General features: G+C 34.6%; 31 protein-coding genes and 1 pseudogene. 14 read left to right on the top strand and 18 right to left on the bottom strand.

The features are described 5' to 3' along the window. From ACY9Z2_RS09615 to ACY9Z2_RS09585, 7 genes are all read right to left on the bottom strand, one after another. Complete coding sequence (locus ACY9Z2_RS09615) at positions 1-369, bottom strand: nuclear transport factor 2 family protein (protein WP_463609417.1); 369 nt, start codon at positions 367-369, stop codon at positions 1-3. 19 nt (positions 370-388) lie between these two features. After that, on the bottom strand, positions 389-1,150 hold the full coding sequence (locus tag ACY9Z2_RS09610) for a class I SAM-dependent methyltransferase (protein WP_463609416.1): 762 nt from the start codon (positions 1,148-1,150) through the stop codon (positions 389-391). Between the two features lie 113 nt (positions 1,151-1,263). Further along, positions 1,264-1,686 carry a DUF1801 domain-containing protein gene (locus ACY9Z2_RS09605; RefSeq protein WP_463609415.1) on the bottom strand — a complete coding sequence of 141 codons (423 nt, stop codon included), beginning with the start codon at positions 1,684-1,686 and terminating at the stop codon, positions 1,264-1,266. Positions 1,687-1,703: 17 nt separating this feature from the next. Continuing rightward, positions 1,704-2,288 carry a kinase gene (locus tag ACY9Z2_RS09600; protein WP_463609414.1) on the bottom strand — a complete coding sequence of 195 codons (585 nt, stop codon included), beginning with the start codon at positions 2,286-2,288 and terminating at the stop codon, positions 1,704-1,706. A gap of 141 nt (positions 2,289-2,429) precedes the next feature. Next, positions 2,430-3,431: an aminoglycoside phosphotransferase family protein gene (locus tag ACY9Z2_RS09595; RefSeq protein WP_463609413.1), complete on the bottom strand. Its 1,002-nt coding sequence runs from the start codon at positions 3,429-3,431 to the stop codon at positions 2,430-2,432. A 51-nt stretch (positions 3,432-3,482) separates the two neighbouring features. Next, the gene (locus ACY9Z2_RS09590) at positions 3,483-3,821 is read right to left on the bottom strand and encodes a hypothetical protein (RefSeq protein WP_463609412.1); all 339 of its coding nucleotides are present in this window, start codon (positions 3,819-3,821) and stop codon (positions 3,483-3,485) included. Positions 3,822-3,839: 18 nt separating this feature from the next. Further along, entirely contained in the window at positions 3,840-4,061 is a 222-nt protein-coding gene (locus tag ACY9Z2_RS09585; protein ID WP_463609411.1) for a hypothetical protein, read from the bottom strand. 270 nt (positions 4,062-4,331) lie between these two features. On the opposite strand from ACY9Z2_RS09585, the gene ACY9Z2_RS09580 reads away from it, so the two are divergent. Then, positions 4,332-5,294, top strand: coding sequence for a DUF6612 family protein (locus tag ACY9Z2_RS09580; RefSeq protein WP_463609410.1), 963 nt, complete (start codon positions 4,332-4,334; stop codon positions 5,292-5,294). Positions 5,295-5,443: 149 nt separating this feature from the next. Here ACY9Z2_RS09580 and ACY9Z2_RS09575 read toward each other — a convergent pair whose 3' ends face one another. The 7 genes from ACY9Z2_RS09575 to ACY9Z2_RS09545 all read right to left on the bottom strand — a co-directional run bounded on the left by ACY9Z2_RS09575 (position 5,444) and on the right by ACY9Z2_RS09545 (position 11,964). Beyond that, positions 5,444-5,584 (bottom strand): hypothetical protein, encoded by a 141-nt coding sequence (locus ACY9Z2_RS09575; RefSeq protein WP_463609409.1) that lies wholly within the window; start codon positions 5,582-5,584, stop codon positions 5,444-5,446. Further along, on the bottom strand, positions 5,571-6,629 hold the full coding sequence (locus ACY9Z2_RS09570; protein WP_463609408.1) for a DUF1835 domain-containing protein: 1,059 nt from the start codon (positions 6,627-6,629) through the stop codon (positions 5,571-5,573). Before ACY9Z2_RS09570 ends, ACY9Z2_RS09575 begins: the two co-directional genes overlap by 14 nt. Before the next feature lie 70 nt (positions 6,630-6,699). After that, positions 6,700-6,960, bottom strand: coding sequence for a YesK family protein (locus ACY9Z2_RS09565; protein WP_463609407.1), 261 nt, complete (start codon positions 6,958-6,960; stop codon positions 6,700-6,702). 53 nt (positions 6,961-7,013) lie between these two features. Then, the gene (locus ACY9Z2_RS09560) at positions 7,014-7,583 is read right to left on the bottom strand and encodes a nucleotidyltransferase domain-containing protein (protein ID WP_463609406.1); all 570 of its coding nucleotides are present in this window, start codon (positions 7,581-7,583) and stop codon (positions 7,014-7,016) included. 23 nt (positions 7,584-7,606) lie between these two features. Beyond that, positions 7,607-7,816 carry a hypothetical protein gene (locus ACY9Z2_RS09555; RefSeq protein ID WP_463609405.1) on the bottom strand — a complete coding sequence of 70 codons (210 nt, stop codon included), beginning with the start codon at positions 7,814-7,816 and terminating at the stop codon, positions 7,607-7,609. 112 nt (positions 7,817-7,928) lie between these two features. Continuing rightward, positions 7,929-8,489, bottom strand: coding sequence for a flavin reductase family protein (locus ACY9Z2_RS09550; protein ID WP_463609404.1), 561 nt, complete (start codon positions 8,487-8,489; stop codon positions 7,929-7,931). Positions 8,490-8,544: 55 nt separating this feature from the next. After that, on the bottom strand, positions 8,545-11,964 hold the full coding sequence (locus tag ACY9Z2_RS09545) for a hypothetical protein (RefSeq protein ID WP_463609403.1): 3,420 nt from the start codon (positions 11,962-11,964) through the stop codon (positions 8,545-8,547). Positions 11,965-12,216: 252 nt separating this feature from the next. On the opposite strand from ACY9Z2_RS09545, the gene ACY9Z2_RS09540 reads away from it, so the two are divergent. Continuing rightward, entirely contained in the window at positions 12,217-12,672 is a 456-nt protein-coding gene (locus ACY9Z2_RS09540) for an SRPBCC family protein (protein WP_463609402.1), read from the top strand. A 27-nt stretch (positions 12,673-12,699) separates the two neighbouring features. On the opposite strand, the gene ACY9Z2_RS09535 is transcribed toward ACY9Z2_RS09540, so the two are convergent. Together ACY9Z2_RS09535 and ACY9Z2_RS09530 are read right to left on the bottom strand one after the other, a co-directional pair. Beyond that, on the bottom strand, positions 12,700-13,677 hold the full coding sequence (locus tag ACY9Z2_RS09535) for an HD domain-containing protein (protein ID WP_463609401.1): 978 nt from the start codon (positions 13,675-13,677) through the stop codon (positions 12,700-12,702). Positions 13,678-14,192: 515 nt separating this feature from the next. Continuing rightward, the gene (locus ACY9Z2_RS09530; protein ID WP_463609400.1) at positions 14,193-14,741 is read right to left on the bottom strand and encodes a CBO0543 family protein; all 549 of its coding nucleotides are present in this window, start codon (positions 14,739-14,741) and stop codon (positions 14,193-14,195) included. Positions 14,742-14,937: 196 nt separating this feature from the next. Between ACY9Z2_RS09530 and ACY9Z2_RS09525 the strand changes: the two genes are divergently transcribed. The 4 genes from ACY9Z2_RS09525 to ACY9Z2_RS09510 are packed head-to-tail and all read left to right on the top strand — an operon-like array spanning position 14,938 to position 16,800. Then, positions 14,938-15,267: a sigma-70 family RNA polymerase sigma factor gene (locus ACY9Z2_RS09525; RefSeq protein WP_463609399.1), complete on the top strand. Its 330-nt coding sequence runs from the start codon at positions 14,938-14,940 to the stop codon at positions 15,265-15,267. Continuing rightward, positions 15,255-15,593 carry an RNA polymerase sigma factor gene (locus tag ACY9Z2_RS09520; protein ID WP_463609398.1) on the top strand — a complete coding sequence of 113 codons (339 nt, stop codon included), beginning with the start codon at positions 15,255-15,257 and terminating at the stop codon, positions 15,591-15,593. Before ACY9Z2_RS09525 ends, ACY9Z2_RS09520 begins: the two co-directional genes overlap by 13 nt. Positions 15,594-15,615: 22 nt before the next feature. Next, positions 15,616-16,584, top strand: coding sequence for an NAD-dependent epimerase/dehydratase family protein (locus ACY9Z2_RS09515; protein WP_463609397.1), 969 nt, complete (start codon positions 15,616-15,618; stop codon positions 16,582-16,584). Between the two features lie 54 nt (positions 16,585-16,638). Next, on the top strand, positions 16,639-16,800 hold the full coding sequence (locus ACY9Z2_RS09510) for a hypothetical protein (RefSeq protein WP_463609396.1): 162 nt from the start codon (positions 16,639-16,641) through the stop codon (positions 16,798-16,800). Between the two features lie 41 nt (positions 16,801-16,841). Here ACY9Z2_RS09510 and ACY9Z2_RS09505 read toward each other — a convergent pair whose 3' ends face one another. Further along, positions 16,842-17,021, bottom strand: coding sequence for a YozQ family protein (locus ACY9Z2_RS09505; RefSeq protein WP_463609481.1), 180 nt, complete (start codon positions 17,019-17,021; stop codon positions 16,842-16,844). A gap of 239 nt (positions 17,022-17,260) precedes the next feature. Between ACY9Z2_RS09505 and ACY9Z2_RS09500 the strand changes: the two genes are divergently transcribed. The 8 genes and pseudogenes from ACY9Z2_RS09500 to ACY9Z2_RS09465 all read left to right on the top strand — a co-directional run bounded on the left by ACY9Z2_RS09500 (position 17,261) and on the right by ACY9Z2_RS09465 (position 22,496). Next, a complete protein-coding gene (locus ACY9Z2_RS09500) occupies positions 17,261-17,683 on the top strand; it encodes an Hsp20/alpha crystallin family protein (protein WP_463609395.1) in 423 nt (140 codons plus the stop codon). 102 nt (positions 17,684-17,785) lie between these two features. Continuing rightward, positions 17,786-17,890 (top strand): YjcZ family sporulation protein, encoded by a 105-nt coding sequence (locus ACY9Z2_RS09495; protein WP_463609394.1) that lies wholly within the window; start codon positions 17,786-17,788, stop codon positions 17,888-17,890. Positions 17,891-18,001: 111 nt separating this feature from the next. Next, positions 18,002-18,085: pseudogene (locus ACY9Z2_RS09490) on the top strand (YjcZ family sporulation protein); the annotation flags it as partial. Between the two features lie 657 nt (positions 18,086-18,742). Continuing rightward, positions 18,743-19,366: a hypothetical protein gene (locus tag ACY9Z2_RS09485; RefSeq protein WP_463609393.1), complete on the top strand. Its 624-nt coding sequence runs from the start codon at positions 18,743-18,745 to the stop codon at positions 19,364-19,366. Between the two features lie 19 nt (positions 19,367-19,385). Beyond that, positions 19,386-19,934, top strand: a complete 549-nt coding sequence (locus ACY9Z2_RS09480) for a DUF4247 domain-containing protein (protein WP_463609392.1) — start codon at positions 19,386-19,388, stop codon at positions 19,932-19,934. Positions 19,935-20,050: 116 nt separating this feature from the next. Beyond that, complete coding sequence (locus tag ACY9Z2_RS09475) at positions 20,051-20,473, top strand: DUF350 domain-containing protein (RefSeq protein WP_463609391.1); 423 nt, start codon at positions 20,051-20,053, stop codon at positions 20,471-20,473. A gap of 37 nt (positions 20,474-20,510) precedes the next feature. Further along, positions 20,511-22,031 carry a polyamine aminopropyltransferase gene (locus ACY9Z2_RS09470; protein WP_463609390.1) on the top strand — a complete coding sequence of 507 codons (1,521 nt, stop codon included), beginning with the start codon at positions 20,511-20,513 and terminating at the stop codon, positions 22,029-22,031. Positions 22,032-22,259: 228 nt separating this feature from the next. Next, positions 22,260-22,496, top strand: a complete 237-nt coding sequence (locus tag ACY9Z2_RS09465) for a TM2 domain-containing protein (RefSeq protein ID WP_463609389.1) — start codon at positions 22,260-22,262, stop codon at positions 22,494-22,496. A 52-nt stretch (positions 22,497-22,548) separates the two neighbouring features. On the opposite strand, the gene ACY9Z2_RS09460 is transcribed toward ACY9Z2_RS09465, so the two are convergent. After that, complete coding sequence (locus tag ACY9Z2_RS09460) at positions 22,549-22,707, bottom strand: hypothetical protein (protein ID WP_463609388.1); 159 nt, start codon at positions 22,705-22,707, stop codon at positions 22,549-22,551. Between the last annotated feature and the right edge of the window lie 47 nt (positions 22,708-22,754).

Raw genomic sequence — 22,754 nt, 5'->3', positions numbered from 1 at the left:
TCACTCCTCATTTTTAATTTCTATTACGTACGAGTTTAATTCTTTTATCTTTCCGTTTTTGAATTTATTTAGAACATACGTGTCGCAGAAAGCATAGGTTTTGGATTCACCAGTACCATCTATTATCTTCATTGTTCCTTCAACAGCCGCTGTTCTTCCATGAGTAATGACTTTGGAAATGGTTAGTTCTGGAGTGCGATCACTTTTATATGTTTCCAAAGCTTTCTTTACCTCATTCTTTCCATGTATCGGAACCTCACCAATCATGGTCCATATTACATCTTCTGACACACTGTCTAAAATAAAATCGATATCTTGCGTCACGAATGCTTCATTAAATTTTCGAACAAATTCTTGTAGTTGCGGCATGGATCTATCTCCTCCTCCGTCACTTAGGTTTCGCTACAATGATAAACCGGTGTTGATTGACATCAAAATACCCATTTGATTGGATATGTTGGTGAAGATTAAATAGTTTTTCTTCATATTTTTCGATTGTAAAATCAGGAATCTGCCATGGAATTGCTTTTAGATAGTATACTAATGCCCCTACATCATAAAACCGTTGCACAGGAAATTCTTCTTTGTAAAAAGTGATATCGAATCCATGCTGTGTTAGTTCATCAACCGCTGTTGCTAGTTTCCAATTAATAAATTCCTCGTTCTTAGGGGCATCAAGACGATCATTAATTCCAGTATCGTTCAAACCTCCTACTTGCTGCGTAACAAAAACACCCTCATCTGAAATGATTCTTCTAATTTCTAGAGGTGAATAAGCCTCATGTTTATTGATGATTAAATCAAATTGACCATCTTCAAATGGTAATGTTTCATCATCCTGGATTGGAAAAATTTTAATTCCCAGTGGTTCTAGCTTTTTCTTGGCAAGTGGAATATTCGGTTCATAGGCCTCCGTAGCACAGATATTTTTAGGAAAAGGTTGTAGCTTAGATAAAAATTCTCCTCCACCGGTTCCCATATCAAGCATGGTCTCCGCATCAACTATTAATGGTTTAACTATACTTCCATATGACCAGGAAAGCATTTCACTATTCATTCGTCCGGTTTCACTAATATAGGAAAAATCCCAGCCTGCAAAACTTTCATTAATATCTTGTAAATAATTTATGAAAAGTTTATCTTTTTTCATTTGAATCCCTCCATTATTTTTAGTTATATTAATTCATATTTAATAATGGAGGTCCACGAGTACGGTTTTATATGTAATGCTCCAATGATCGCATACCAATCATTCCTTTCTATCTATTTTTCAGGATACTTTTCTTGTAAAAATGCTACTGATTGATTAATTAATGCTTGTAATACATTCACATCAATATCGTCTACCTTATTAATGTACACACATGCTTTTCCCGTAGTATGTTTTCCAAAATTCTTTAACAAATTTTCTCTTTCTGTATCACCTGTCGCATAGTATAAACTAATTTTTGACTTTCGCGGAGAAAAACCAACAAGTGGTGCGTCACCTTCGTGCCCTGATGCGTATTTATAATGATACGAACCATACCCAATAATACTTGAGCCCCACATTTTAGCCTGATAGCCAGTCGTTTCAGAAAAAATGTCTAGTAGTTTGTATGCGTCCTCCCGTTTCTTTGGGCTGTCCACATTTTCAATGAATTCAATAACACTGTTATCATTTTGTTTTGTTTTTAATTCATACATGATTTATTGTCCTCCCTTTAACTTTTTATTACCAAATCTGCATGCTTTATAGGATCTATCATTTCTAAATAATACTCCTCTGCTTTCCAATACCTACTTTTAAATTTATCGATTTTCTGTTGAGTGAATTCACGTTCTCGTTGAAATCGTTTATTCCTTGGACAATCAAGATATACAATGAAATCAAAGAACTTTCTCCACTCCGGTCTCTGTAAAAACACACCCTCAACAATGACTAGAGATTTTGTAGGAAGAACCAATTGTTTTTCAGTTAATTGATCTGTTTTGTCGTTATAATATGAAAGATTTAGTTGATTTGATTGTTTTATTTTCGTAAAAAAATGGTGTAATAGTTTTTCGGCATCCCATTGTAAATAATAATACTCATACCATTCAGCGTTACCTGTATTGTAACGTCGTTCTCTTTCAACGATAAAATCATCGATGTGAAAAATATGAAAAGGAATACTTTCTTCAATTAATACTGATTCGATATCATTAACTAATGTCGTCTTTCCTGATCGGCTCAGACCATCAATTCCTAAAACAAATCTTCCATCTAATTCAATCGATGAAATATAATCCAATAGTTTGTTTTTCATAACAACTACTCCACTGTTTTAATCTTTTTTCAATAAATTCGATACGTATCTTCATAAACCTTGTTATTTGTAATGAAACCTATAAATCTATTTTCTTAGAAAAATAATAAATTGATTACCGTACAACTATATAACTCCTTTCTACTTTGTAATTCCATACTGTTTCACATATTTAGCATACGCATCTAAGTGAATCCTTCGATTTCGTGCTTGGATTTCTTCTTTTAATTCAGGAATATTTTCGGAATCTACATAGTCAGCCAATACATCGATTACATCGTCAAGAAGTTTTGCACGGAAATACCACTCTAATCTTGTCATTACTTGATTATCTAAGTAAAATTTAAGCTGTCTCTTCCAAAATAACCATTCTTCCGTTTCGTAAAGTGGCCATAATAAAACAGAATAATCCATTGCAGCGTCACCGGATACTGAGATATCATCCCAGTCAATAATTCCAAAATCTTTATTCTGACCTACTAAAATATTACTCCAATGCAAATCATTATGTACAACATCTGACGCTACCTCTGAAAAAATGGAACAGTTAATAACCTTTTCCCGCAAAAAATCTACCTCTCTAAAAAACCAATCTAGCGTGTTGTCAGTTACAAAATCCAGTAAATGTCTGTTGCTTTTAATAATTTCTAAGTCTTCATCAAAGCGGGATATATATTCTTCGATAAAAGCATCTGCATAGGTAAGCGAATTATTATTATCGATCAAACTGCGGATATCCTTATCGTGATGTAATCGTTGAATTGTTTCTAGGATAAATTGAAAGCTTTCTCTCGTATAATCAACCTTACTTAATGGATTACCCTCCAAAAAGTTAAAAACTAATCCAATTGTAAATCCAGGAATAACTTCTTCATGTATTTCTTTTATAAGCTTCGGAGCACGATAATGCCTAGATAAATAATCACTTACCTTAACCCACTTTTTAAGTTTATGTGACTTTCGCTGATTGGCTAGTTTCACGTGTAATTTAGTAATTCCATCTGATAAAAGATAGGATTGATTTACAAGTCCACCCGGATTCCGAATATATTTTGCAGTAATAGTAGATTCGTTGAGTCCAATCTCTGTATGATTGCCCTTTGCCCAGTCAATAATCTTTTGCTCAGAGAGCCTGATGTCCAATTCGTTTCTTCCTTTCCTTATGTTTCGTTTACTAACAGATTATTACTAACATTAACGTTCAACTGAACGTACAGATAAGTAGTTTTCTAAGAAAATAACATTCACTTTATTATTATCTTTCTCATATGTAGACATCGCACCCACTTGGTCTAACTTTTTCCAACCTTTCAGATTTATCACTGCTTGGTAGTAAAGAGGTAGTCCGTTTTCCTCAGAAGCTAGCCACCATTCATACTCTTCGACTGATTTTTCTCCATTATTTTTTATCATTCTAGCTTCTTTAGGTACTGGGAATCCACCATAAGCTGATGCACGAAATCCAAATATGAAATAGCCGAGCAGTAAAACAACCATTGTAAACAAAATTAAATATCGCTTTTTCTGTCTCAACTAGTTCATCGACCCTTCTTATTCTTCATTTGTATGATTAGTTTGCACGTAATCTTCGTATGCTTTCTGAACTTTATCCTTTTGTAATGTTGATATAGACATTGCTTCATACATACTTTCTAATAAGTATAATCCTCTAAATAGACAACCCAAAACAATGCCAAGAGCAATAACTCCCCCTACATACGGTCCCAACATAAATAAAATAAAACTGATAAACAACCCTACTAAAATTGACAACAATAAGTACACTTCTTACACCTCGTTACACCTAACTAACTTCATAAAAAAACCCCTATAATAAGTACAATTATCTTAACATAAAAATCTAACTATTCGTACATTTATATCGGAAATTTTTATGAAACCTTTCGTTTACTCTTTCGTACTATATGATGTCACCAACCTATTTGTATCCATTTCGTAAATTTTCATAATAAATGGGTTAATTCACGTGAAAATAGGGTACAAATCAAAGAAATCACCAGATACATGGAGGGAGAAAACAGAATGAAAAAAATGTTAGCTGCTGCATTTATTTTAGTAATGCTTACTATACTTGCAGCATGTGGTGGAAACCAAAATGAAAGTAGTAACGGCGGAGAAAACAATAGCTCAACAGAAGAAGCACCAAAAACAGAAGAAAAGAAAGAAGAATTAACACCACAAAAAGTTATTACAAAATCAAGTGAGGCTATGAAAGACTGGCCTGGAATGCATTATGTAGTTGATGGAACACAAACAATAAACGCTTCGAAAGGTGATCAGAAATTTACAATAGATCAAACGTATTCTATTGATACAAAAATGACAATGGATCCAATTACAATGTACATGACTGGTACAATGAAAATGCAAGGTCAACAGATCCCTGTTGAAAATTACTATGTGGACGGAACCATGTACACAAAAACACCACAAGAACAGTGGATTGCAATTGAAGGTATGAATCTTGACCAGCTTCAAAAGCAGAGCCAAGGTCAAAATCCATCCCAGACAATGGAACAATTCACAAAAATGCTTGATCAGATTTCTTCCGAGGGTAATGCAAAAGATATCATTACAATGGAAGAGCAAGATAATATGTATGTTGTAACAATGGACCTTAATGAAAAGGCATCATCAAAAGTGATGGACGTTATTAAAGAGCAAACAAAAGGTGTCATGCAACAGCTTCAACAAATGGGTATTCCGAATGTGATGGAAAACATGAAAATTAGAGGATTAAAACAAGTTTTCTATATTGACAAAGAATCATTTGAACAAAAGAAAATGGAACAGCAAATGACAATGGAAATGACAAAAGACGGTGCAACCATGACTATCAATATGGATATGAATATGGACATTAAAGGAAAAGTTGAAGAAAAAATTACTGTTCCTGAAGATGTTAAAAGCAAGGCACAAGTAGTTTCAATGGAACAGCTCCAACAGGCACAGCAACAAGCACAAACACAGCAATCTCAACAATAATAAAGAAAAGCGAGGCTGAGACATAAGTATTTTTATCAAAGTAAATCCGAACAATAATATAAATTGCGTAATAAAACCGCTCCGGAAATATAGCTCATTGTTCGTGATTTTACTTGATAGGATTTCTTTTGTCCCAGCCTCTTCGTATTTTAATTCCAAAAGCGATAAATACCCACTATTCCTCTAAACGCTAATTTGAATGGGAAAATAATTAATTCAGGTACATAGGTAATCATCTCAACAAATATATCCCATTTTCTTGGTTTTTCAATTTTTTTATTTTTCTCCATCATTCTCACTCCCCCATTCCTTATCTCTTACACTGTAGTACCTCATTGCTTTCGGGATGCCTTTGATTGTTAGCTTTCCTTGAAAAATAAGCTCCCTTAGTCTATATTCTAGGAAAGAATCCCCGATATATTGTTCGATTTCTCCGATTGCCTTTCCAATTACCCTTGCTGCTTTTATAAACACATGATTTTCATACTTAAGATGAATTTCATGCACTGCAGACATGATAAAATGGTCATAAAACTTTTCCTCAACCTGGAATATAGCCCCCTTTTTCCACGTGCGTAGCATTCGTTGGTCCTCGGCTAGTTGATCCCATTCAGATTCTAACTGTTCTCTTAACCTCATGGTAATAGGATCTGAGACTGATGATTCATAAATAATCTGTAATCGATGAGGGGGAATTTCTCCAGTATGTAAATAACGAATTATAACTTCTGATTGATTGAATAATTGATCAACAGCTCTTGTTGTATTGAATATGTAAATGCAATTTTTCCTATGAGCCATTATCTTTAAAACAAACCGTAATGCTGTCTGCTCATGGGCGTTTTCCCCAGTCCATAAATAGATCGGGGTATCACTAGGAATATCCATAATTTGTTGGATTGTGTCTGTAAATCTGTGGATGTAGTCATCTATGTAATCATCATCAAGGTTAATATGATCTTGTAACCAATTCTTTCGATAAGCAATTCCATCAGCGTTATCTAGCTTGTTAATCGGACCGATGGAAAAGTTATCTGTAATGGCTATGACGTATTCTTTGGTATCCAGCCCCATATCCGTTAGAGCCACTTTTAACGCACCTTTAATAGAGTCGCCAAAAACAATATGAATCGCATTCCGATTAAGTTTTTGTTCTTGTTTTTGTATGTGACTCGCTTGAACCATATCGAATAGTTTTTTTATATCTTTTGAAAACTGACTTTCAGTATATGCAGACTCCCTCGTCATCTCTAAAAGCAAGTTTATTTGATAGAGAAGTGATTTTACATTCTCTTCTGGCATCGTTTTAATTATTTTCCTAATTTGTTCAGTCATTCTATTCCTCCGATTAAATACTTGGATCTATTATGTAAAAGTTATCGTAATTAATACAAACAACCATCATTTAGAAAAACAAACTAATAAAGACACCAACCAATATTCCTAAAAAAACTGATATTGCAAAGAAACCTAGTCCCATTCCTGCCCATCCACCGATTGCAAAAATACTATATAACAACGCACCTAAACAGATGATTACAAGGACTGCAGAAATAGCGTAAAGAATTGGTTTTCCTATAGTTTTTGCGAGGAATATAACGATAAAACAAGTGATGACACCCGCTAGTATTATCGGTAACCAACCTTCTAATAATAGCCTTTCCATATACATTCACTCCTATTGATAGGCCGTAAACAAATCGCATTATCTCTCAATATTTACAATAAGTCCTCTCCATTTTCCAATAAATCTTTTGCTCTACATCTAACCTCTTGAGGTAATACTTGCTTTAGTGCCTGATGAAGCAATTTGGGATGCTGGACACCGTTTTCTTTCAATGATTTTTCAATTAGTGCTGTCTTTTCTTCCCTATTTGGAATTAACTGATACAGAATATACCAATCCTCTAAGGAACATAACGGAATACGAGCCCCATTTAATTTTTCGTTCGATACAATGGAGTTTATATTGAAAATCATCTCATATACGCCCGTATCGTGCTTGATTGCAAAACCACTCATTATATCAATACCAATCTTTTGTATTTCATATTTGCTAAAAGACTTGGTTCGGAATGGCTCGATATGTATCGTATTCTTCTCTAATCCTAGCTTCTTCATATGTTTATTCAACTGGTTAAAGTCTTTTTCTGAAACGATAATGTCAATATCATTTGGTACATCGATTATTTCGTGAAAATAGAGCAAAACCGAACCACCGATTGCCCAATCAATAGTATAATTGTTTAATTCTCTGGCAATGTAAGTAAGCGTATTTACAATGGACATTGAAATTTTCCCCTTCATTCTTATTAATCACGATAACCAGGGTAATCTTTTTCATCGGAGAAATCTTTCTGATTATGCCCTTTTTGATAATTCTTGTTTAACTTAAAATCGATTAAGAATGCAATAATAACCCCAAGTAAAACTATATCTGTTAAGTCGTCAAAAATTGTATAAACTAGTATGCCTCCGAATCCACCTGCGGCAATAAGGAAAAATAACTTTTCAAATCTCATCTTTCGTCAACCCCCTACTTTGTTATCATTTTAACACAAAAATCTAATTATTCTTTGCTATCATTGAAAAAGTCACCCCTCTGCTCCAATTAGCAAATGAGATGACTGTTTTTCACTTATCCAATTTATACGTACTTATACTACTTTGGTTGTCCAGTTTTGCATAAGATGACCGTCCAAGATAAAGCGGTATTTCAAGTTTTTCAAAATTAGGAAGCCCGTTTTCTAAAAACAATTCGTCATTACGATAGCATTGTGTAATTTCTCCAACGAACCAGTCATGATCACCATAAGAATTAACATCGATTGTCTTACATTCATATGCAACATATGCATCTTGTAGAATCGGTGCTTCTATTGTAATTCCTTTGTCGTACATCATGTTTCCATTATCAAATTTGTTACGATCATCACCAGAGTATACTCCAGCCTCTTGAATAAATTGCGCTTTTTCAAACGGCAAAAAGTTAATCGCAAAGCAACCAGCATTCTTCACGAGCTCATACGTATATCGTTCTCTGCCAATGGCTACACCATATATTGGTGGTTCATACGAAATATACGAATGCCAACCGGCAGCCATTATATTCGTCTTATTATTATGTGTTACAGTCACAAGCGCTACCATTCCTGGATAGCTATGCATGACCGTTTTTGCTGTAGGTTTTCGCACTAGTAAACCATCCTTTTTTATCATTTCTTTCAGTTTAGCATGTTACAAGCAAAAATTAATCCCAACTCTTCATTTTCTGCACTACTTTTTTATTAAACTTAGAGATGAATGTTTCTTTACCGGTAGATGTCTTTTGTTTGTGCCATTCATTATAACTCGCTACTGCAATTAAAATAGATCCTGCAACAAGTAAATATACCCACCACGGCATATTCCCCCAATACGGTCTAGTTTGAAGGAATAAATTCAGCAATAACACGCCTGCCCCAACAAAGAAAAATGACTTTATTTGATAAACCATTCCACCTACCATTGATATCAATGACAAGCCTCCTACAATAAGTGCATCATAGATCGTGTTACTTGCTAATCCATCCTGTACGAGAAGTAATGCAATCATTAATAATAGAGCCCATTGTATTCGACCCACCAATACTCTTTTTCGCTCATCTAGTATTTTTTTCAAATAAATCGCAGGAAGTACCCACGGCAAAACATACAACTCTCTCTCAATCAATGAAGGAAGTTGATAATGCCCGAGTACCGCGTAGTACGGTTGGAATAAATATATATACGCCATAAAAACCAGCCATTTTTCTGGAACACGTGCAACTCGTTTTCTTTGCATAAAGAGATAAATCACAATCAAGAATCCTGGTAAAAGTTTTGTCCATAAGGAATTTTCTAGTAAAAAGTACATATTTATGAAAGCGATAAGCCCGATAATTGAATACCAATCTATCAAAAATAATTGACCCTTATCTTTAGACTTCTGATAAATTGTTGAATAAGTCATTAGTCCGACCACACAAAGTAAAACACCGTACAGCGCGACATAGATAAATGTATGATCGCCTAAATCACTATACAACCATAAAGCATAGTAGATATTGACAAGCGGAAATACATTTACTACATCCCATTTTTCTTTGTGTAAAACAAATAAAAGACCTGCACCATAAAGTAAGGTAGTGATAAATAATTCAAAATCAACTGGTGATGCAGTTACAAACGAAACCAGCCCCAACAACGAAAATGGAACTAGATAATATGCGATTCGTTTTGTCCAATGACCTTTACTCAATAACCAGAGAAAAGCAGTAATCATACTCGTAAATAAATAACCATAATGCATTTGTTTTTCCAATTCGAAGATTATCATTGTCAAACTAATAATAATCCAAAGCGATGTAAAGCTTGCGTAGAGAAATAGTTTCAATTTCCATTCTACTTTCACCTGATGGACACTTGCTATATAAAGCATGAGTGCTATACCAAATGACCATACAGCATTTTCACCGTAAAACAATAAACTTACAACTAATGACATCGGCAAATAAATATGGCCAACCCACCAAAAGCTTCTCATTAGTTTGAAATCCTTATTTTTGATAGTCGCACCTATTCCCAATAGTAAAAATGCCCCTAACACCAATTGGATGTATAGGAAAAATTCTTCGTGAAAATCTAATTTCACATGTATCGCTTGAATTAATGCAAGATAAAACACAAGAGATAAACTACTAATAACATAAGGCATAGCTATCCAATTCACTTTTTTGTATAGTAAATAAGCCATCCCTACACCACCAAGTATGATCCAAGCTCTAACTACTGAATCAAAATTCCCTGAAAATGTTAGAAGCATACCATACGCATAAAATCCTTGTGCAACAAAAAATGAATTTTTATAAAATACATCCCACTTCATGTATCTCCAAAGAATACTTATCAATAACACAAATATGCCACCAAGGACTAGACTTTCAGCTGGTAATGAATCAATGAAATCATAAACACTGTTATGATGAAGTTCTGCATAAAACAATACGATAGAAAATCCTAAAGATATTCCTTGAATCCATGAGGATACTGCATTTTTTGTAAAAGCATTTCTTGTTTCAAATCGATCAATAAATAGTGCTATGATACTAACAATTAATAACATTGTTCCAGACTGCCAGAAGTCACCAAAGGAAAATCCTATATAGATGCATAAGAACATAACAACTGAAGCTACATCCCGAGTGCTTTGCTTCACTGGTTGGAAAAAAGACCAGCTTATCAAGCAACCGAACCATATAAAAAATAGGCAACTAGCAATGAAAAATACAAGATTGACAAAATCATATGCAACTAATTCTTGCACTAGGCGCACTGCCTCAAATAAACCTACTATAAAGAAAATTGGACTCAGATATCGAAACAAAGCTCTATTACTGACATTTGCTAAAAAGGTAAAGTTCATCGAAATTATCACGTATGCAAGCAGTAAAACTATTGACGGGTCACCCATTCGTAGCAAAAGACCTTCAAGAGAAATATATAGAAATGCAATAACGGAGACTACTGCACTCGTTACACGAAATGATTTTTGTAAAGAAATAGCTTTAGGAATTACATTAGGAACTGCAACAAAAACAAATCCAAGCAATGCATAGAACACTGCACCAATGTGATCTAATACAGAAAACTCAATTAACTGATAGACACCATATATAAGCAAGGCACTAAATACAAAGTGGTATTCTTTCTGATTTGCCACAAATACCATTGCCATGTACATTGCTGCTGTTAAAATTAAGTTGAAACCGTGGAATAACTCATGCTCATAAATAAAAAGCATAAGTACAGTTGATAGAATTAAATTTGCCTGGATGTAGTAAACGAATTCTTTCACAAATGCTTGAAAACGTTTCTTGGCTTTCAGTAACTGGTAAGCAATTATTAGTAATCCGTTAAACAACATGATTCCTAAGTAAAAGCCATCGACAGGCAGATACAATGCCGCGATTAGAAAACTGACAAAAATACTAATAGTTATGTAGGAAAACCAAATGAATAACCTCGAAGCCAAACGGTTTGCCAAAAATAGGTATACTGGTAAGATAACAAGGCATCCAACAGCACCAAACAAATAACGTCCTTTTCCATCAAATGAAAAGTAGGAACCAAACAGCTCGAAGTATCCGGCAGATAAAATAATGATAGGTAAAAATAAACTACCCAAAACATGAAAAGCAAACGCCGTTTTTTCTATTTTTAATATTGTTCTTGTCACATATGCAAGCCCGAAAAATAATAAAGAAACAAATGCAATTAACCCTGTTTTAGTCCAATTGCCAAGCGTATCCCATGTACTCGTCGCGAGTACCAATCCACCAATTAAAAGCATGATCACACCAAGATTCAATGACCATGTAATGTTGCGCTCACGTACCTCTTGTGGAGAACGCGTTTTGTTAACTTTTACTGGTACTTCCTGTTTTTCATTCTGACTTGTCGCATTTATCTTATGATCCTTTTGAAATTCAACATGTTCAGCATCTTCTACCTTCTCCAGGTTTGTATAATAATCTCTATGTGCTCGCATGACTGTCACAAAAGCCTTTTCAGATATGTATTTATTTTTCACTAATTTAAGTAGTTCCTCATGAACAAGCTGATGCCGTTCCTTTGATGACCCTGTACTCATTCTTTCCCCTCCATCTCATCAACAGTTAACCGTGTAAAATAATGCTTTGAAACCATTTACATCTAATCCCTATAATACCAATATATGAAAAAATAAACATCAGCATTTTTAGAAAATTGAGCTAAGCGGACTCCAGATCCGTTACGTGCAAAATTGATAATAGGAATCACACAGCAGTTAATAGGTATTGTGCAAAAAAGAGGTGATTGAATTATACTAATATAAATAGTTAATTATCTAAGGAGGATACGAATGACTGACACAAACTTCACGTATGTTACTTACATAGAAACAACAAAAGAAAAACTTTGGGATGCTTTGACGAACAGTGCGTATACGGAGCAATATTTCTTTGGTAGCAAAATTGAATCGAGCTGGAAAGAGGGAGAACCCATCACTTATTCTCGTGATGGAGAAGTAACGGATCACGGCAAAATTCTAAAGTATATACCATACAATGAGCTATCTTTCACGTGGACATACGTACATGATGAAACACCTCGTGAAGAGCCTACAAAAGTTACATTTGAATTAAAAGTAATGGGCTCTACAGTAAAATTGAAACTAAAGCATGAAAACTTATTATCTTCAGATTTAGTTAATAAGGACGATACGTTTGAAGGGTTTAATAACGGATGGCCTGCAATATTAAGCAATTTAAAAAGCTTATTAGAAACCGGTAAAACATTAGAAATCGTTTCAGTATGAATGTTTAGGCGGATGAAAATCCGCCTTTTAACTTGACACAACCTTTACATAAACACCTTCACTTGCTTTTAGATAAGCATTTTCATTCATTTCTTTGACTCTTTTGGATAATTTTGATGCTGGGACTAGTTCTTCTTGGTATAATACCGATGGATTTATAAGTCGAATTTTATTTTTTCTATGTATATCGTAATTGGTTTTGTTTATTTCTACTTTTACATGTTGATGAATTTGCTCAAGAAGATGCTGTACATCTACCTCTTTTGACGACCGTAATATAGACATAACCTCTTCATCTTCTTTCAACATATCATCCAAAACTAATAGATTTTTGTCTAATGCTAACTTAATAGTTTTTGCTAACCTGTCATATCCATAAATATTTAATGGGTTCATGAAAAAATCAATTACTTCTTTATAATAGGTTTCTACAAACCATTCTGCTGCTATTATATCTTTTACATACATCTTGCCCTCAACTAATATTATCTTATCTAGAAATTTCTGTACTTCACTAAAAGAAATTTTTCCATAACTCAACATATCTCGGAGGGTGTAATCGACTCGATCTGCACATAATTCTGGTGCAGGTTGTTCAAGAATTGTCCATTTCGAATCATTTATTAATATATCTTTGTAGCTATAACCATACCTATTAAGTATAGTTGGGATTTCTGATGTTGTAATAACATCCTCTACTATTCTATCATGGTAGTCTTCATCCTGATTATTCAAAACAAAATCGATGACATGCGAAAAGGCAGTATGCGAAACATCATGGAGTAATCCAGCAATTTGTTCTTCTATTGAACCTCCGAGTTTTCGTATTAAAAGCATGACACCAATCGAATGGTCATATCGCGATACATTCCATTTTTCATTTACTAAATAACTCGCTCCACCTTGATGAATACCTTGCAAACGCTTAATAGGTTTACTATTAACTAATTCTTCAAGTACACGTTCTATTTTATATTCACCGTATAATTCATCCGATATAATCATTAATTTCTTCTCCCCCCCTTCATTTTATTCTACATTAATATGAAAAAACTAGTTGACGCTGTGTTCATTTATACGTAAACTGCGAACTAAACATTCTGAACTAATAGTACGTCAAGGACACTGCTTGGTATCGGACTGAGGATTCCTTATTTACCTTTTTTACCTTTATTTTAAGGATTAACGGACACACGATTCCTTATTTAGCTAAAAAACATGATTTTCAACTATTTTTACCCAAATAAGGAATCCTGAGTCCGATAACAACCAAATTCACCCTTATTTTTCATAAATTAGGAATCGTGTGTCCGCTAGCTGACATCCTGCAATGCAATCATTCCAGTTCGCTTGATTCACTAGCCTTTGCCGAAGCGGAAATCAACAATGCAGTTACTACAGACTTGAATTATCACTAGTTCGCACTTTATTTCAACTACGGATTTGTTATTTCTTTTCTTTCTGTTGAATACGGAAGAAAACTCAGATTTTTAACAGCTCCATTTTTATAATTGATGTTGTTACTGTTCAATCGGTTCAAACCTTTTTCTAGTACTAAAATAATGAGCGAGTAAATAAATTATTACTTGAATCGGAAAGGAATAAATATATTCCCAATTGGACAATTTGTAAATGTTTAGCCACGCCATCAATGGAAGTCCTACAAATGAGGTTAATGCTCCTAATATGCATGCTTTAATAAATGGATTTATTCTCGGCTTGAATTGAATTAGAAGTACAACAAGTGTTGGAATAAAAAAGAGATCCCATGTAATATATGTAACAGCTGGAAAGACCTCATACCGAAGCCCCCATAGACCAAAAAAATTACCCAACTGATCCAAGAATGATGTTATCAATGCTACAAAAAATCCTACAAATAAAAAACGGTCTAAACTTTCTTTATGAACTAACCAAATCCATGCTATTATACACAAAACAATAATTCCAACACCAATCCACCAACGCCATGTAAATAGTACATGTTCCATCCAAATATGATATTGTTCATTAAATGCTTGATTTAATTTATTTGAATTCTCTTCGATTAATTTTTGATAACTACTCATTTCTACCACCTTAATACAAGACATTTACACAAACACATGAAATTAGTTTTCACATCCGATTAAAAAATATTCTAAAGTATGTTAAGTGGTTTTCTAAGAAATACATGATTTAAAAATATTTTAAAGAAATCGTATCCTTTCTCCCCTATTTTTCGTTTATAACTATGAAAGGAGAAAGTGAAAAGGAGTGTAATTAATGAACGAAATTTTTAATAAAGCATGGACACAAGCTGCCCCATCCACATGGAAAGTTTGTCAAAACGTTACAAATAACAAATACGATGCTGAGGATCTTATGCAAACCACTTGGTTAAAAACATATTTGCATTGGAAAAACAAGCAACCAAGATATATGACAAATCAATTTTTTACAACCGCTGCAAGAAACACTTTGATTGATCAGACTAGAAAAAAAGATTACTTACAATTCCATATGATGACGAAAATCAACGCATTACAGAATCAACTGACACTGTATCTTCTTTCTATTTCACACAATTACTACATACAATCGTGGCAAACCTAACAGTAAATCAACAAATTATGTTTCTTTTAGCCGATGTGCTTTCATGTAGCTTGAAAGAAATTGCATTAGTAACCAATCAAACAGTTGGCGCTGTAAAAGCAACTCTTTTTCGAGCAAGACAAAAAATAAAAAATGAAGTTAAAGCCAATGTAAACAATCAAATAGGCGACGAGGATGACGTATTACGTGTTCAATTATATAGCCTCGCATTACAAAATGGTGACGTACAGCTTATTGCTAGTATGCTAACGGACAATGCTTCTATTCCAGCTTTATACGTTCAACAGCAAGTACAATCTACTATGCAATATATGATGGCTTCATAAACTATCACTGGGGGAAATTGAAATGAAAATGCTTATTTTAGGTGGAACGGAATTTTTAGGGAGACATATCGCGGAACAGGCTTTAGCACGTGGTTTCGAAATTACGCTATTTAATCGTGGCAAAACAAATCCTAATTTCCTAGAAAATGTTAAAGGAGTAAAACATATAAAGGGTGATCGTGGAACTGATGACGTTAATCTTTTATCAGCAAACTGGGATGTGGTGATTGACACATCGGGACGAGAACCCAGTCATGTACAACGTTCAACAGATCAGCTAGTCAATAAATGTACAAAATATGTATTTGTTTCAAGTATTAGTGCATATAAAGATTTGAGCAAAGGCCCAGTAGTTGAAACAAATGAATTACATGAATATGGGAAAGGTGATTACGCAAGCAATAAAGCAGAATGTGAGTCATTTGTAACGAAGCGTTTTAATAACAATCTTATTATTCGTCCTGGTTTAATTGTGGGTCCACATGATCCGACTGACCGCTTCACTTATTGGCCATGGAGAATGCATCAGGGTGGAGATATTGTAGTGCCAAATGTGACGAAGGATACGTGTGTACAATTTATCGATGTTCGCGACTTGGTTGAGTGGATGCTAAACTCTGTCGAACAAGATCTGACTGGAGTTTATAATGCAGCAGGGCCAACCCAACCAATTGGATTTAGAGAATTTCTTACTTTGTGTCAAGAGAATCATTCACCAACGAACACAAGGCTTCACTGGATTAACGAGTCCTTATTGTTGGAATTAAAAGTTGAACCCTGGATTGAGTTGCCATTTTGGTTACCAAATCATCTAAACTTAGCTGGAATGATGGACGCAAGTTCCGATCTAGCAATTGCTTCAGGACTGAAATTCCGTTCTAGGGAAGAAACAATCAAAGATACATTAGATTGGTGTCTAGTTAACCACAATGGGAATTGGTCGGCTGGATTGGATATACAGAAAGAAAAAATGATTATTCACTCTAGTTAATAACCGAATGAAAATATCACTTTAGTAAAGAATAACTATTTGGAGGTGTTACTCATGAGTGACCAATATCGTGAATACCGTACTGGTCAAGGTGTTCCGGAAACTGGAAATTACATCTGTCAATCGGGTGAAAAGGCTAAATTAAATAAAGATGAAGATTTTCCTGCCTGTCCTGTCAGTAGTAAAGATACAACCTGGAAGCATGATAATCAATAAACAAAATGGAGGAGTCCAATTATGGAGCTCCTCATTTTTTGTTAGTCTAACTTTTGATCTATTGTTCCTTCTGCATAATCGTCTGATACCTGCTCATGGGTTTCAGCTAACCCTTCCTCAAATTGAGACTTTCCCTTATAATTCGATGGCTCATAGCTTTTTTCAGCAATGTTGCGACTATCTTTTGGATCAACCTTTTTTGTTTTTTTAGGCACACATATCCCTCCGCATTATTAATTACAAAGTTAGTATGACCAATAATTTCGTTTTTACTAGAACTGTAAAACAGTATCAATTTTAAAAATTCCTGTATAAGAGAACTCCGTCACATGCTATATTTGACGAGACATTTGCCAGTTTCCACTAAAAATCTTAGTTTAAAATTAGTTTACACGCCCACCACGCTTTTATTATTTAGCATATTTTATAATTATAGATTAGAAGTAATGAGGTGATCAAAGTGGATTCGAATAAAAACGACCTGTCTAAGTTTTTTCAGAAATCCTCAGTAAACAACTTTCTAAATCAAATGGATTCCTTTTTTAATGACTCCTTTAAAAATTTTGATGCTTTATTCAACCATAAGTCATTCGAGGTTAGAGTAACGGAATCAAGTACCGATGTAATCGTAAAAGCGATACTACCAGGCTATAAACGAAATCAAATACATTTAGATATCATCGGAAACGTTTTTCGTATTTCCGTAGAAAAAATTGATGTTATAAACGACGAGCAAAGTATCAAAGAATCTTCGAATAAGATGGAACGTATTGTTTCGCTCCCTTTTACAATCTCGGAAGAAAATACAAAAGCTAATTTTAATAATGGAATCTTAACAATCACCACTCCTAAAAAGAAACCACGGAATGTTGAAATAGATTAATATTGCATACAGCCCAAATTACCTAAAATCTGGGGTAATGTCCATATCAATAGTCAATTATCCACATATGGTAATGGTATAAGGCTATGGAGGTGATTTTCGATGAGTGAAGCTGTAGGAGGTTATGGCGGAGGATTTGCCTTTGTCGTAGTATTATTTATCCTTTTAATCATTGTAGGTGCTTCCTACGTTGGGTACGGATATTAAATTTAATTTAAAAATTAATTAATAGGAGGTATTTTTATGTCTTACGGAAATGCAGGATATGGCTATAACGGACCAGTTGCTGGTGCTGGATATGATCATTGCTGGAAAAAAGGTGGATACGGTGCGGGAAATGGATTCGCACTAATCGTCGTACTATTCATCCTTCTAATCATTGTTGGCGCAGCTTGGATGTAATTAAATAACAGAAAGAGCGCCACATTTTTGTGGCGTTCTTTTTATTAGGCTGTTACTAAAGGGTTACTGTTTTGTCACAAAATACATAAACTGCGAACTAAGCAGGGGGCTAGCAATAGTACGTCAAGGGACACGGCTTGGTATCGGACTGAGGATGCCTTATTTACCTTTTTTGTCTTTATTTTGAGGATTTACGGACACACGATTCCTTATTCAGCTAAAAAGCATGATTTTCAACTGTTTTTACCCAAATAAGGAATCCTGAGTCCGATAACAACCGCATTTACCCTTTTTTTTCACAAATAAGGGATCGTGTGTCCGCAAGCTGACATCCTGCGTGCAATCTTTCCAGTACGGTCGAAAATGTTCCTTCACTAGCCTTGCGCGCAGCGGAAATCATCGTTGCTGTTACCATAAACTTAAATTTTCATTAGTTCGCAGTTTTCTTCAATTACGAAGGCAAAAAAGCAACAAAATTTACGAACAAAACCTACTATTATGTCGTCATAGATTAACTTATGATTATCAAATTCACCTTTTTATTTACGCACATTTTAATAGATATATTCATTAGATAAATACGTAAATTTTTGGAAAAAAGCGGTCAATTTTATGCTATAATTGGAAACGGAATAATGGCTAATTGGGGGTGAATATATGAAGAAGTTAAAAAAGATTGTAAAGGGCACTCTAATCGGAATCGTTGTCTTATTTGGTATTTTCATGTTAATTGGTTTCTTGTTACCTGGCGATATTAAAGTAAAAGGTGTGGAAGGAAAAACTGATGATGTTTCGATTTCGTATGACGACTACATAACTGATGAGAATTATGAACCCGAGGAAAAAGATTTACTTAGTCAAGCTGTATCAGCCCTACATAGTTTAGATATGCATGAATGGGAAGAAATAGATAACTATTTTCATAGTCATCTTGTACAAGAAACAAATTTGGCTAAGGTCTACGAAGTAAAGAAAACAGATCCAGATAAAATAGATTCCATTGAATATATCGTGAAAAATAAGAAATTCATCCCATACCTAAACGATAAAAAAGTTGAACCTATCAACGTGGACAACGAAAATGGTGTGGAATGGGCCACATACCCTTACGATGTGTGGATTGATTTTTCATTTACAATCACTCGCGTTATTAAACTGGATAACGGTGAAACGAAAAAAGACACGTTTGATGTAAAGGGAAATTTCCCTCCAAAGTGGTTACCAGATATTAATGAAACACACTGGGCACTTGGAAGTTTATTACTTCGGCCTGCAACATAAAATACAAGGTGGTGATTTTTTGAAAAAATGGGTACTTTCGAGTTTAATAGCTGGTATAGGCATCCTATTAGTTGGATGTTCTTCAGCACTTAACACGGTAGACAACTTGTATCCGATGCAGGATCTTGTATATGATCAAGCTGGTAATGAATCACAGATATTTCGTGCTTATCAAGCTTCAATTGACCAAGTAACAAATTCTATTTCTAAACAGGAAGAGCCATTAAAGATTTCGAATAAAGATGACCGAACAGTAATGGTATACGATGATTATCTTGTTCAAATTTATCAAGATATTGAAAACACTGACGATTCAATCATAGAGGTATCAGATGAAAAGTTTGTAAGGCAAAACTATACAACTGATTATTTTACTACATATGGTGTTGCTGATACCGCTGAGGATGCTTTTGATATGAATTTAGATGAACGTGACGGCGATGGTTACTATTATTTTGGTTATATAGGTAGTAATGGCTATGTGAAAAATACAGGTATTCCAACCGTTCGTTTCGGTTCAACGGCCGCTGAACCAGTTCGAGGCGGAGGCCCAGGAGCAGGAAAGTAAAAAGAAAAGCGCAGGCGACTGCCTAGCGACGTACAAATAGATAGACAGGTGAAAATAGTACGGGCTTTACTGTACGTTCATCCTGGCTAAAGTTAGACAAAAAAGGAGTGAGGAAATTGTTTACTTTTGAATGGTCCGAAATTCTTGATATGTATGAGTTATTTGCGACTGTTACCTATTGGGTGCTTATGCTCATAATCGCTGGACTTTGCATGTTAATCTTCGAATGGATTACTCCATACAACGATAAAGATGAACTTTTAAATGGAAATATAGCTGTTGGCACACAATTTGCTGGGAAGTTGATAGGACTTGGCATTATTACGAAGGCATCCATTGCTCATAATTTAAGTATTTGGGGTGCTTCGATTTGGATAATAATCGGCTTTGTATTGATGGTTGTGAGTTACTTTATTTTTGAATTTATCACTCCGTTTAAAGTGGAAGATGAAATCAAGAAAAACAATGTGGCAGTTGCAATTGTAGCCGCTTCTTTAAGCGTTTTTATTGGTTTTGCTGTTGCAGGAAGCATAACCTAATGATACCTTTATGTGGCAATAGAAAGGATGACGATCAGTGAATGCACAACGCTATTTATACATTTCATCAGGGATCGTTTCGATTTGTGGGATCGTCTATCAAGTACTTTATGGCGCGGCTGGGGCATACTTATTTGGTGATAGTGTCCTATTTTACTGTATAACAATAGGATTGTTTCTCATGGCAATGGGTATTGGAGCCGCTTTAAGTGAGAGAATCAAAGAGTCCCTTGTTGCTCGTTTCATCCAAGCTGAATTGTTGATTGCAGTAGTTGGAGGATTTTCCATATTTGGACTCTTTTTCTTTCTCTCGTATTTTGGTCCTGAAGTTGCTCAGATATATTTATATATCGTTATAGCTATTACTGGTTTTTTAACTGGCCTTGAGCTTCCTATATTAATTCGGAGAGTCGAATTAATTCGTGAAGACATAAGCAAAAGCACAGCACGTGTCCTTTTTTTCGATTACGCTGGGAGCTTAATAGGTTCGATTGGTTTTGCATTGCTACTACGTCCAATGCTTGGATTAATTAAAACAGCATTCTTCGTTGCTGCAATCAATGCACTTGTTGCGTTGATCGTCACCTATCTCTTTCGAAAAGAAGTATACAAGCCTATATTACATAAAGTTGTTGGAGTAGCGTTAGTTGCGGTTCTTGCTTTAGGCTTTCTATTCGGGGAAACGTATGCATATAAATTCGAACAACGATTATATGCTGATCCAATCGTTTACCATGAAGAAACAAAATACCAACGGATTATAGTTACAAAGGAACCAGGTGATGTTCGCCTATACCTAAACGGACAATTACAGTTTTCAGAGAGCGATGAATACCGATACCATGAGTCTTTGGTACACATTCCGATGGCTCTAGCCAATAGTCATAAAAATGTTTTAGTACTAGGTGGTGGTGACGGACTCGCAGTTCGAGAAATTTTAAAGTACGATGATGCACAACATATTACATTAGTGGACCTTGATCCAAAAATGACAGAGCTTGCCAATACACATCCAGACCTTCTTCGATTAAATGAAGGTTCATTGAAAAGTGACCGCGTTAAAATTATTCATGACGATGCATTCCGTTATTTAATGGAAACTGATGAATTTTATAACGTAATTATTGTCGATCTACCTGATCCAAACAATGAAGCATTAAATAAGCTTTATACAAAGGAATTTTATTCATTGGTGAGAAATCATTTAGTTCCTGGTGGAAAAGTGTCCATCCAATCGACAAGCCCTGTATTTGCGACAAAAGTCTTTTGGACGATAAATCAAACAGTCCAATCAACGGGATTGAATACGGAAAGCTATCATCTAGACGTACCAAGTTTCGGTAATTGGGGCTTTACCTTGGCTTCTCGTGATAAAATAGATATTTCGAATATTGATATCGCTGTTGATACGAAGTTTTTAGGAGACGATATGGTTGACTCACTATTCGAATTCGGCAAAGATATTGACAAAAATATTGAAGGCTATGATATCCCAATTAATCGTATGAACCGCCCAATCTTGGTGCAACTTTATCAAGACGCTTGGAAATATTATTAATGTTTGCTTAAGCAGGTTTGAATAACGGTAACGGTTACCAATCATAAAACATCCTATACCATAAACATAGTGGTATAGGATGTTTTTTCTTCTAGGAGACTACCTCTCCCCCTTAATATAGTTTTATATATTAGTAAAAAATCCTTGGAAAAAGATGCAAAGAAATTGACTTGATTGTCGTAAACTATCATAATCAGTAGAAGCAAGGAGAAAGGAGGCATATAACTTATGGTAGCACAACGAAGTATTTTACTCGCATACATATTATGGTTTTTCTTAGGACAATTAGGCATTCATCGATTTTATACTGGACGAGTAGGATCTGGAATTGCGCAAATTTTACTTGGTGTCATTGGCTGGGCGACTGCTTGGATATTAATTGGCTGGTTTCTACTGGCAATTCTTTGGATATGGCTTATTTTAGACATTTTCCTTATCCCAAGTATGTGTCGCAACCCAAGATAAAACAACATTACCTGGTAGTTTTTCATCCGACGTGAAAAAGTACCAGGCTTCTTTAAAAAATCCAAGTCAGTATTGCTGCAATGAATAGACTCTCCATTAGTAAGATTCCGTAGTTCATTTTCTTTCTCTTTGTGTATGTATTAAAAATAAACGCGATAATTACCATGACTATGAATGCTATAAAAAATACACTAATAAACTCTAGTAACATTATTTTTCCACCTATTTTCTATTTTTAAATCCTACATATGCTGCAAA

The organism is Virgibacillus sp. GM2-2 (assembly GCF_055329585.1).
The sequence above is the reverse complement of the archived record's forward strand: the minus strand, read 5'-3'. Positions and strand labels throughout refer to the sequence as shown.

Coding starts and splice junctions, on each gene's coding strand:
- ACY9Z2_RS09510 (WP_463609396.1), top strand. CDS start 16,639: ATGAGTGACCAATATCGTGAATACCGTACTGGTCAAGGTGTTCCGGAA.
- ACY9Z2_RS09545 (WP_463609403.1), bottom strand. CDS start 11,964: ATGAGTACAGGGTCATCAAAGGAACGGCATCAGCTTGTTCATGAGGAA.
- ACY9Z2_RS09560 (WP_463609406.1), bottom strand. CDS start 7,583: ATGTCCATTGTAAATACGCTTACTTACATTGCCAGAGAATTAAACAAT.
- ACY9Z2_RS09615 (WP_463609417.1), bottom strand. CDS start 369: ATGCCGCAACTACAAGAATTTGTTCGAAAATTTAATGAAGCATTCGTG.
- ACY9Z2_RS09530 (WP_463609400.1), bottom strand. CDS start 14,741: ATGAGTAGTTATCAAAAATTAATCGAAGAGAATTCAAATAAATTAAAT.
- ACY9Z2_RS09570 (WP_463609408.1), bottom strand. CDS start 6,629: ATGACTGAACAAATTAGGAAAATAATTAAAACGATGCCAGAAGAGAAT.
- ACY9Z2_RS09610 (WP_463609416.1), bottom strand. CDS start 1,150: ATGAAAAAAGATAAACTTTTCATAAATTATTTACAAGATATTAATGAA.
- ACY9Z2_RS09535 (WP_463609401.1), bottom strand. CDS start 13,677: ATGATTATATCGGATGAATTATACGGTGAATATAAAATAGAACGTGTA.
- ACY9Z2_RS09575 (WP_463609409.1), bottom strand. CDS start 5,584: ATGGAGAAAAATAAAAAAATTGAAAAACCAAGAAAATGGGATATATTT.
- ACY9Z2_RS09600 (WP_463609414.1), bottom strand. CDS start 2,288: ATGAAAAACAAACTATTGGATTATATTTCATCGATTGAATTAGATGGA.
- ACY9Z2_RS09605 (WP_463609415.1), bottom strand. CDS start 1,686: ATGTATGAATTAAAAACAAAACAAAATGATAACAGTGTTATTGAATTC.
- ACY9Z2_RS09555 (WP_463609405.1), bottom strand. CDS start 7,816: ATGAGATTTGAAAAGTTATTTTTCCTTATTGCCGCAGGTGGATTCGGA.
- ACY9Z2_RS09495 (WP_463609394.1), top strand. CDS start 17,786: ATGAGTGAAGCTGTAGGAGGTTATGGCGGAGGATTTGCCTTTGTCGTA.
- ACY9Z2_RS09565 (WP_463609407.1), bottom strand. CDS start 6,960: ATGGAAAGGCTATTATTAGAAGGTTGGTTACCGATAATACTAGCGGGT.
- ACY9Z2_RS09465 (WP_463609389.1), top strand. CDS start 22,260: ATGGTAGCACAACGAAGTATTTTACTCGCATACATATTATGGTTTTTC.
- ACY9Z2_RS09460 (WP_463609388.1), bottom strand. CDS start 22,707: ATGTTACTAGAGTTTATTAGTGTATTTTTTATAGCATTCATAGTCATG.
- ACY9Z2_RS09525 (WP_463609399.1), top strand. CDS start 14,938: ATGAACGAAATTTTTAATAAAGCATGGACACAAGCTGCCCCATCCACA.
- ACY9Z2_RS09580 (WP_463609410.1), top strand. CDS start 4,332: ATGAAAAAAATGTTAGCTGCTGCATTTATTTTAGTAATGCTTACTATA.
- ACY9Z2_RS09540 (WP_463609402.1), top strand. CDS start 12,217: ATGACTGACACAAACTTCACGTATGTTACTTACATAGAAACAACAAAA.
- ACY9Z2_RS09515 (WP_463609397.1), top strand. CDS start 15,616: ATGAAAATGCTTATTTTAGGTGGAACGGAATTTTTAGGGAGACATATC.
- ACY9Z2_RS09485 (WP_463609393.1), top strand. CDS start 18,743: ATGAAGAAGTTAAAAAAGATTGTAAAGGGCACTCTAATCGGAATCGTT.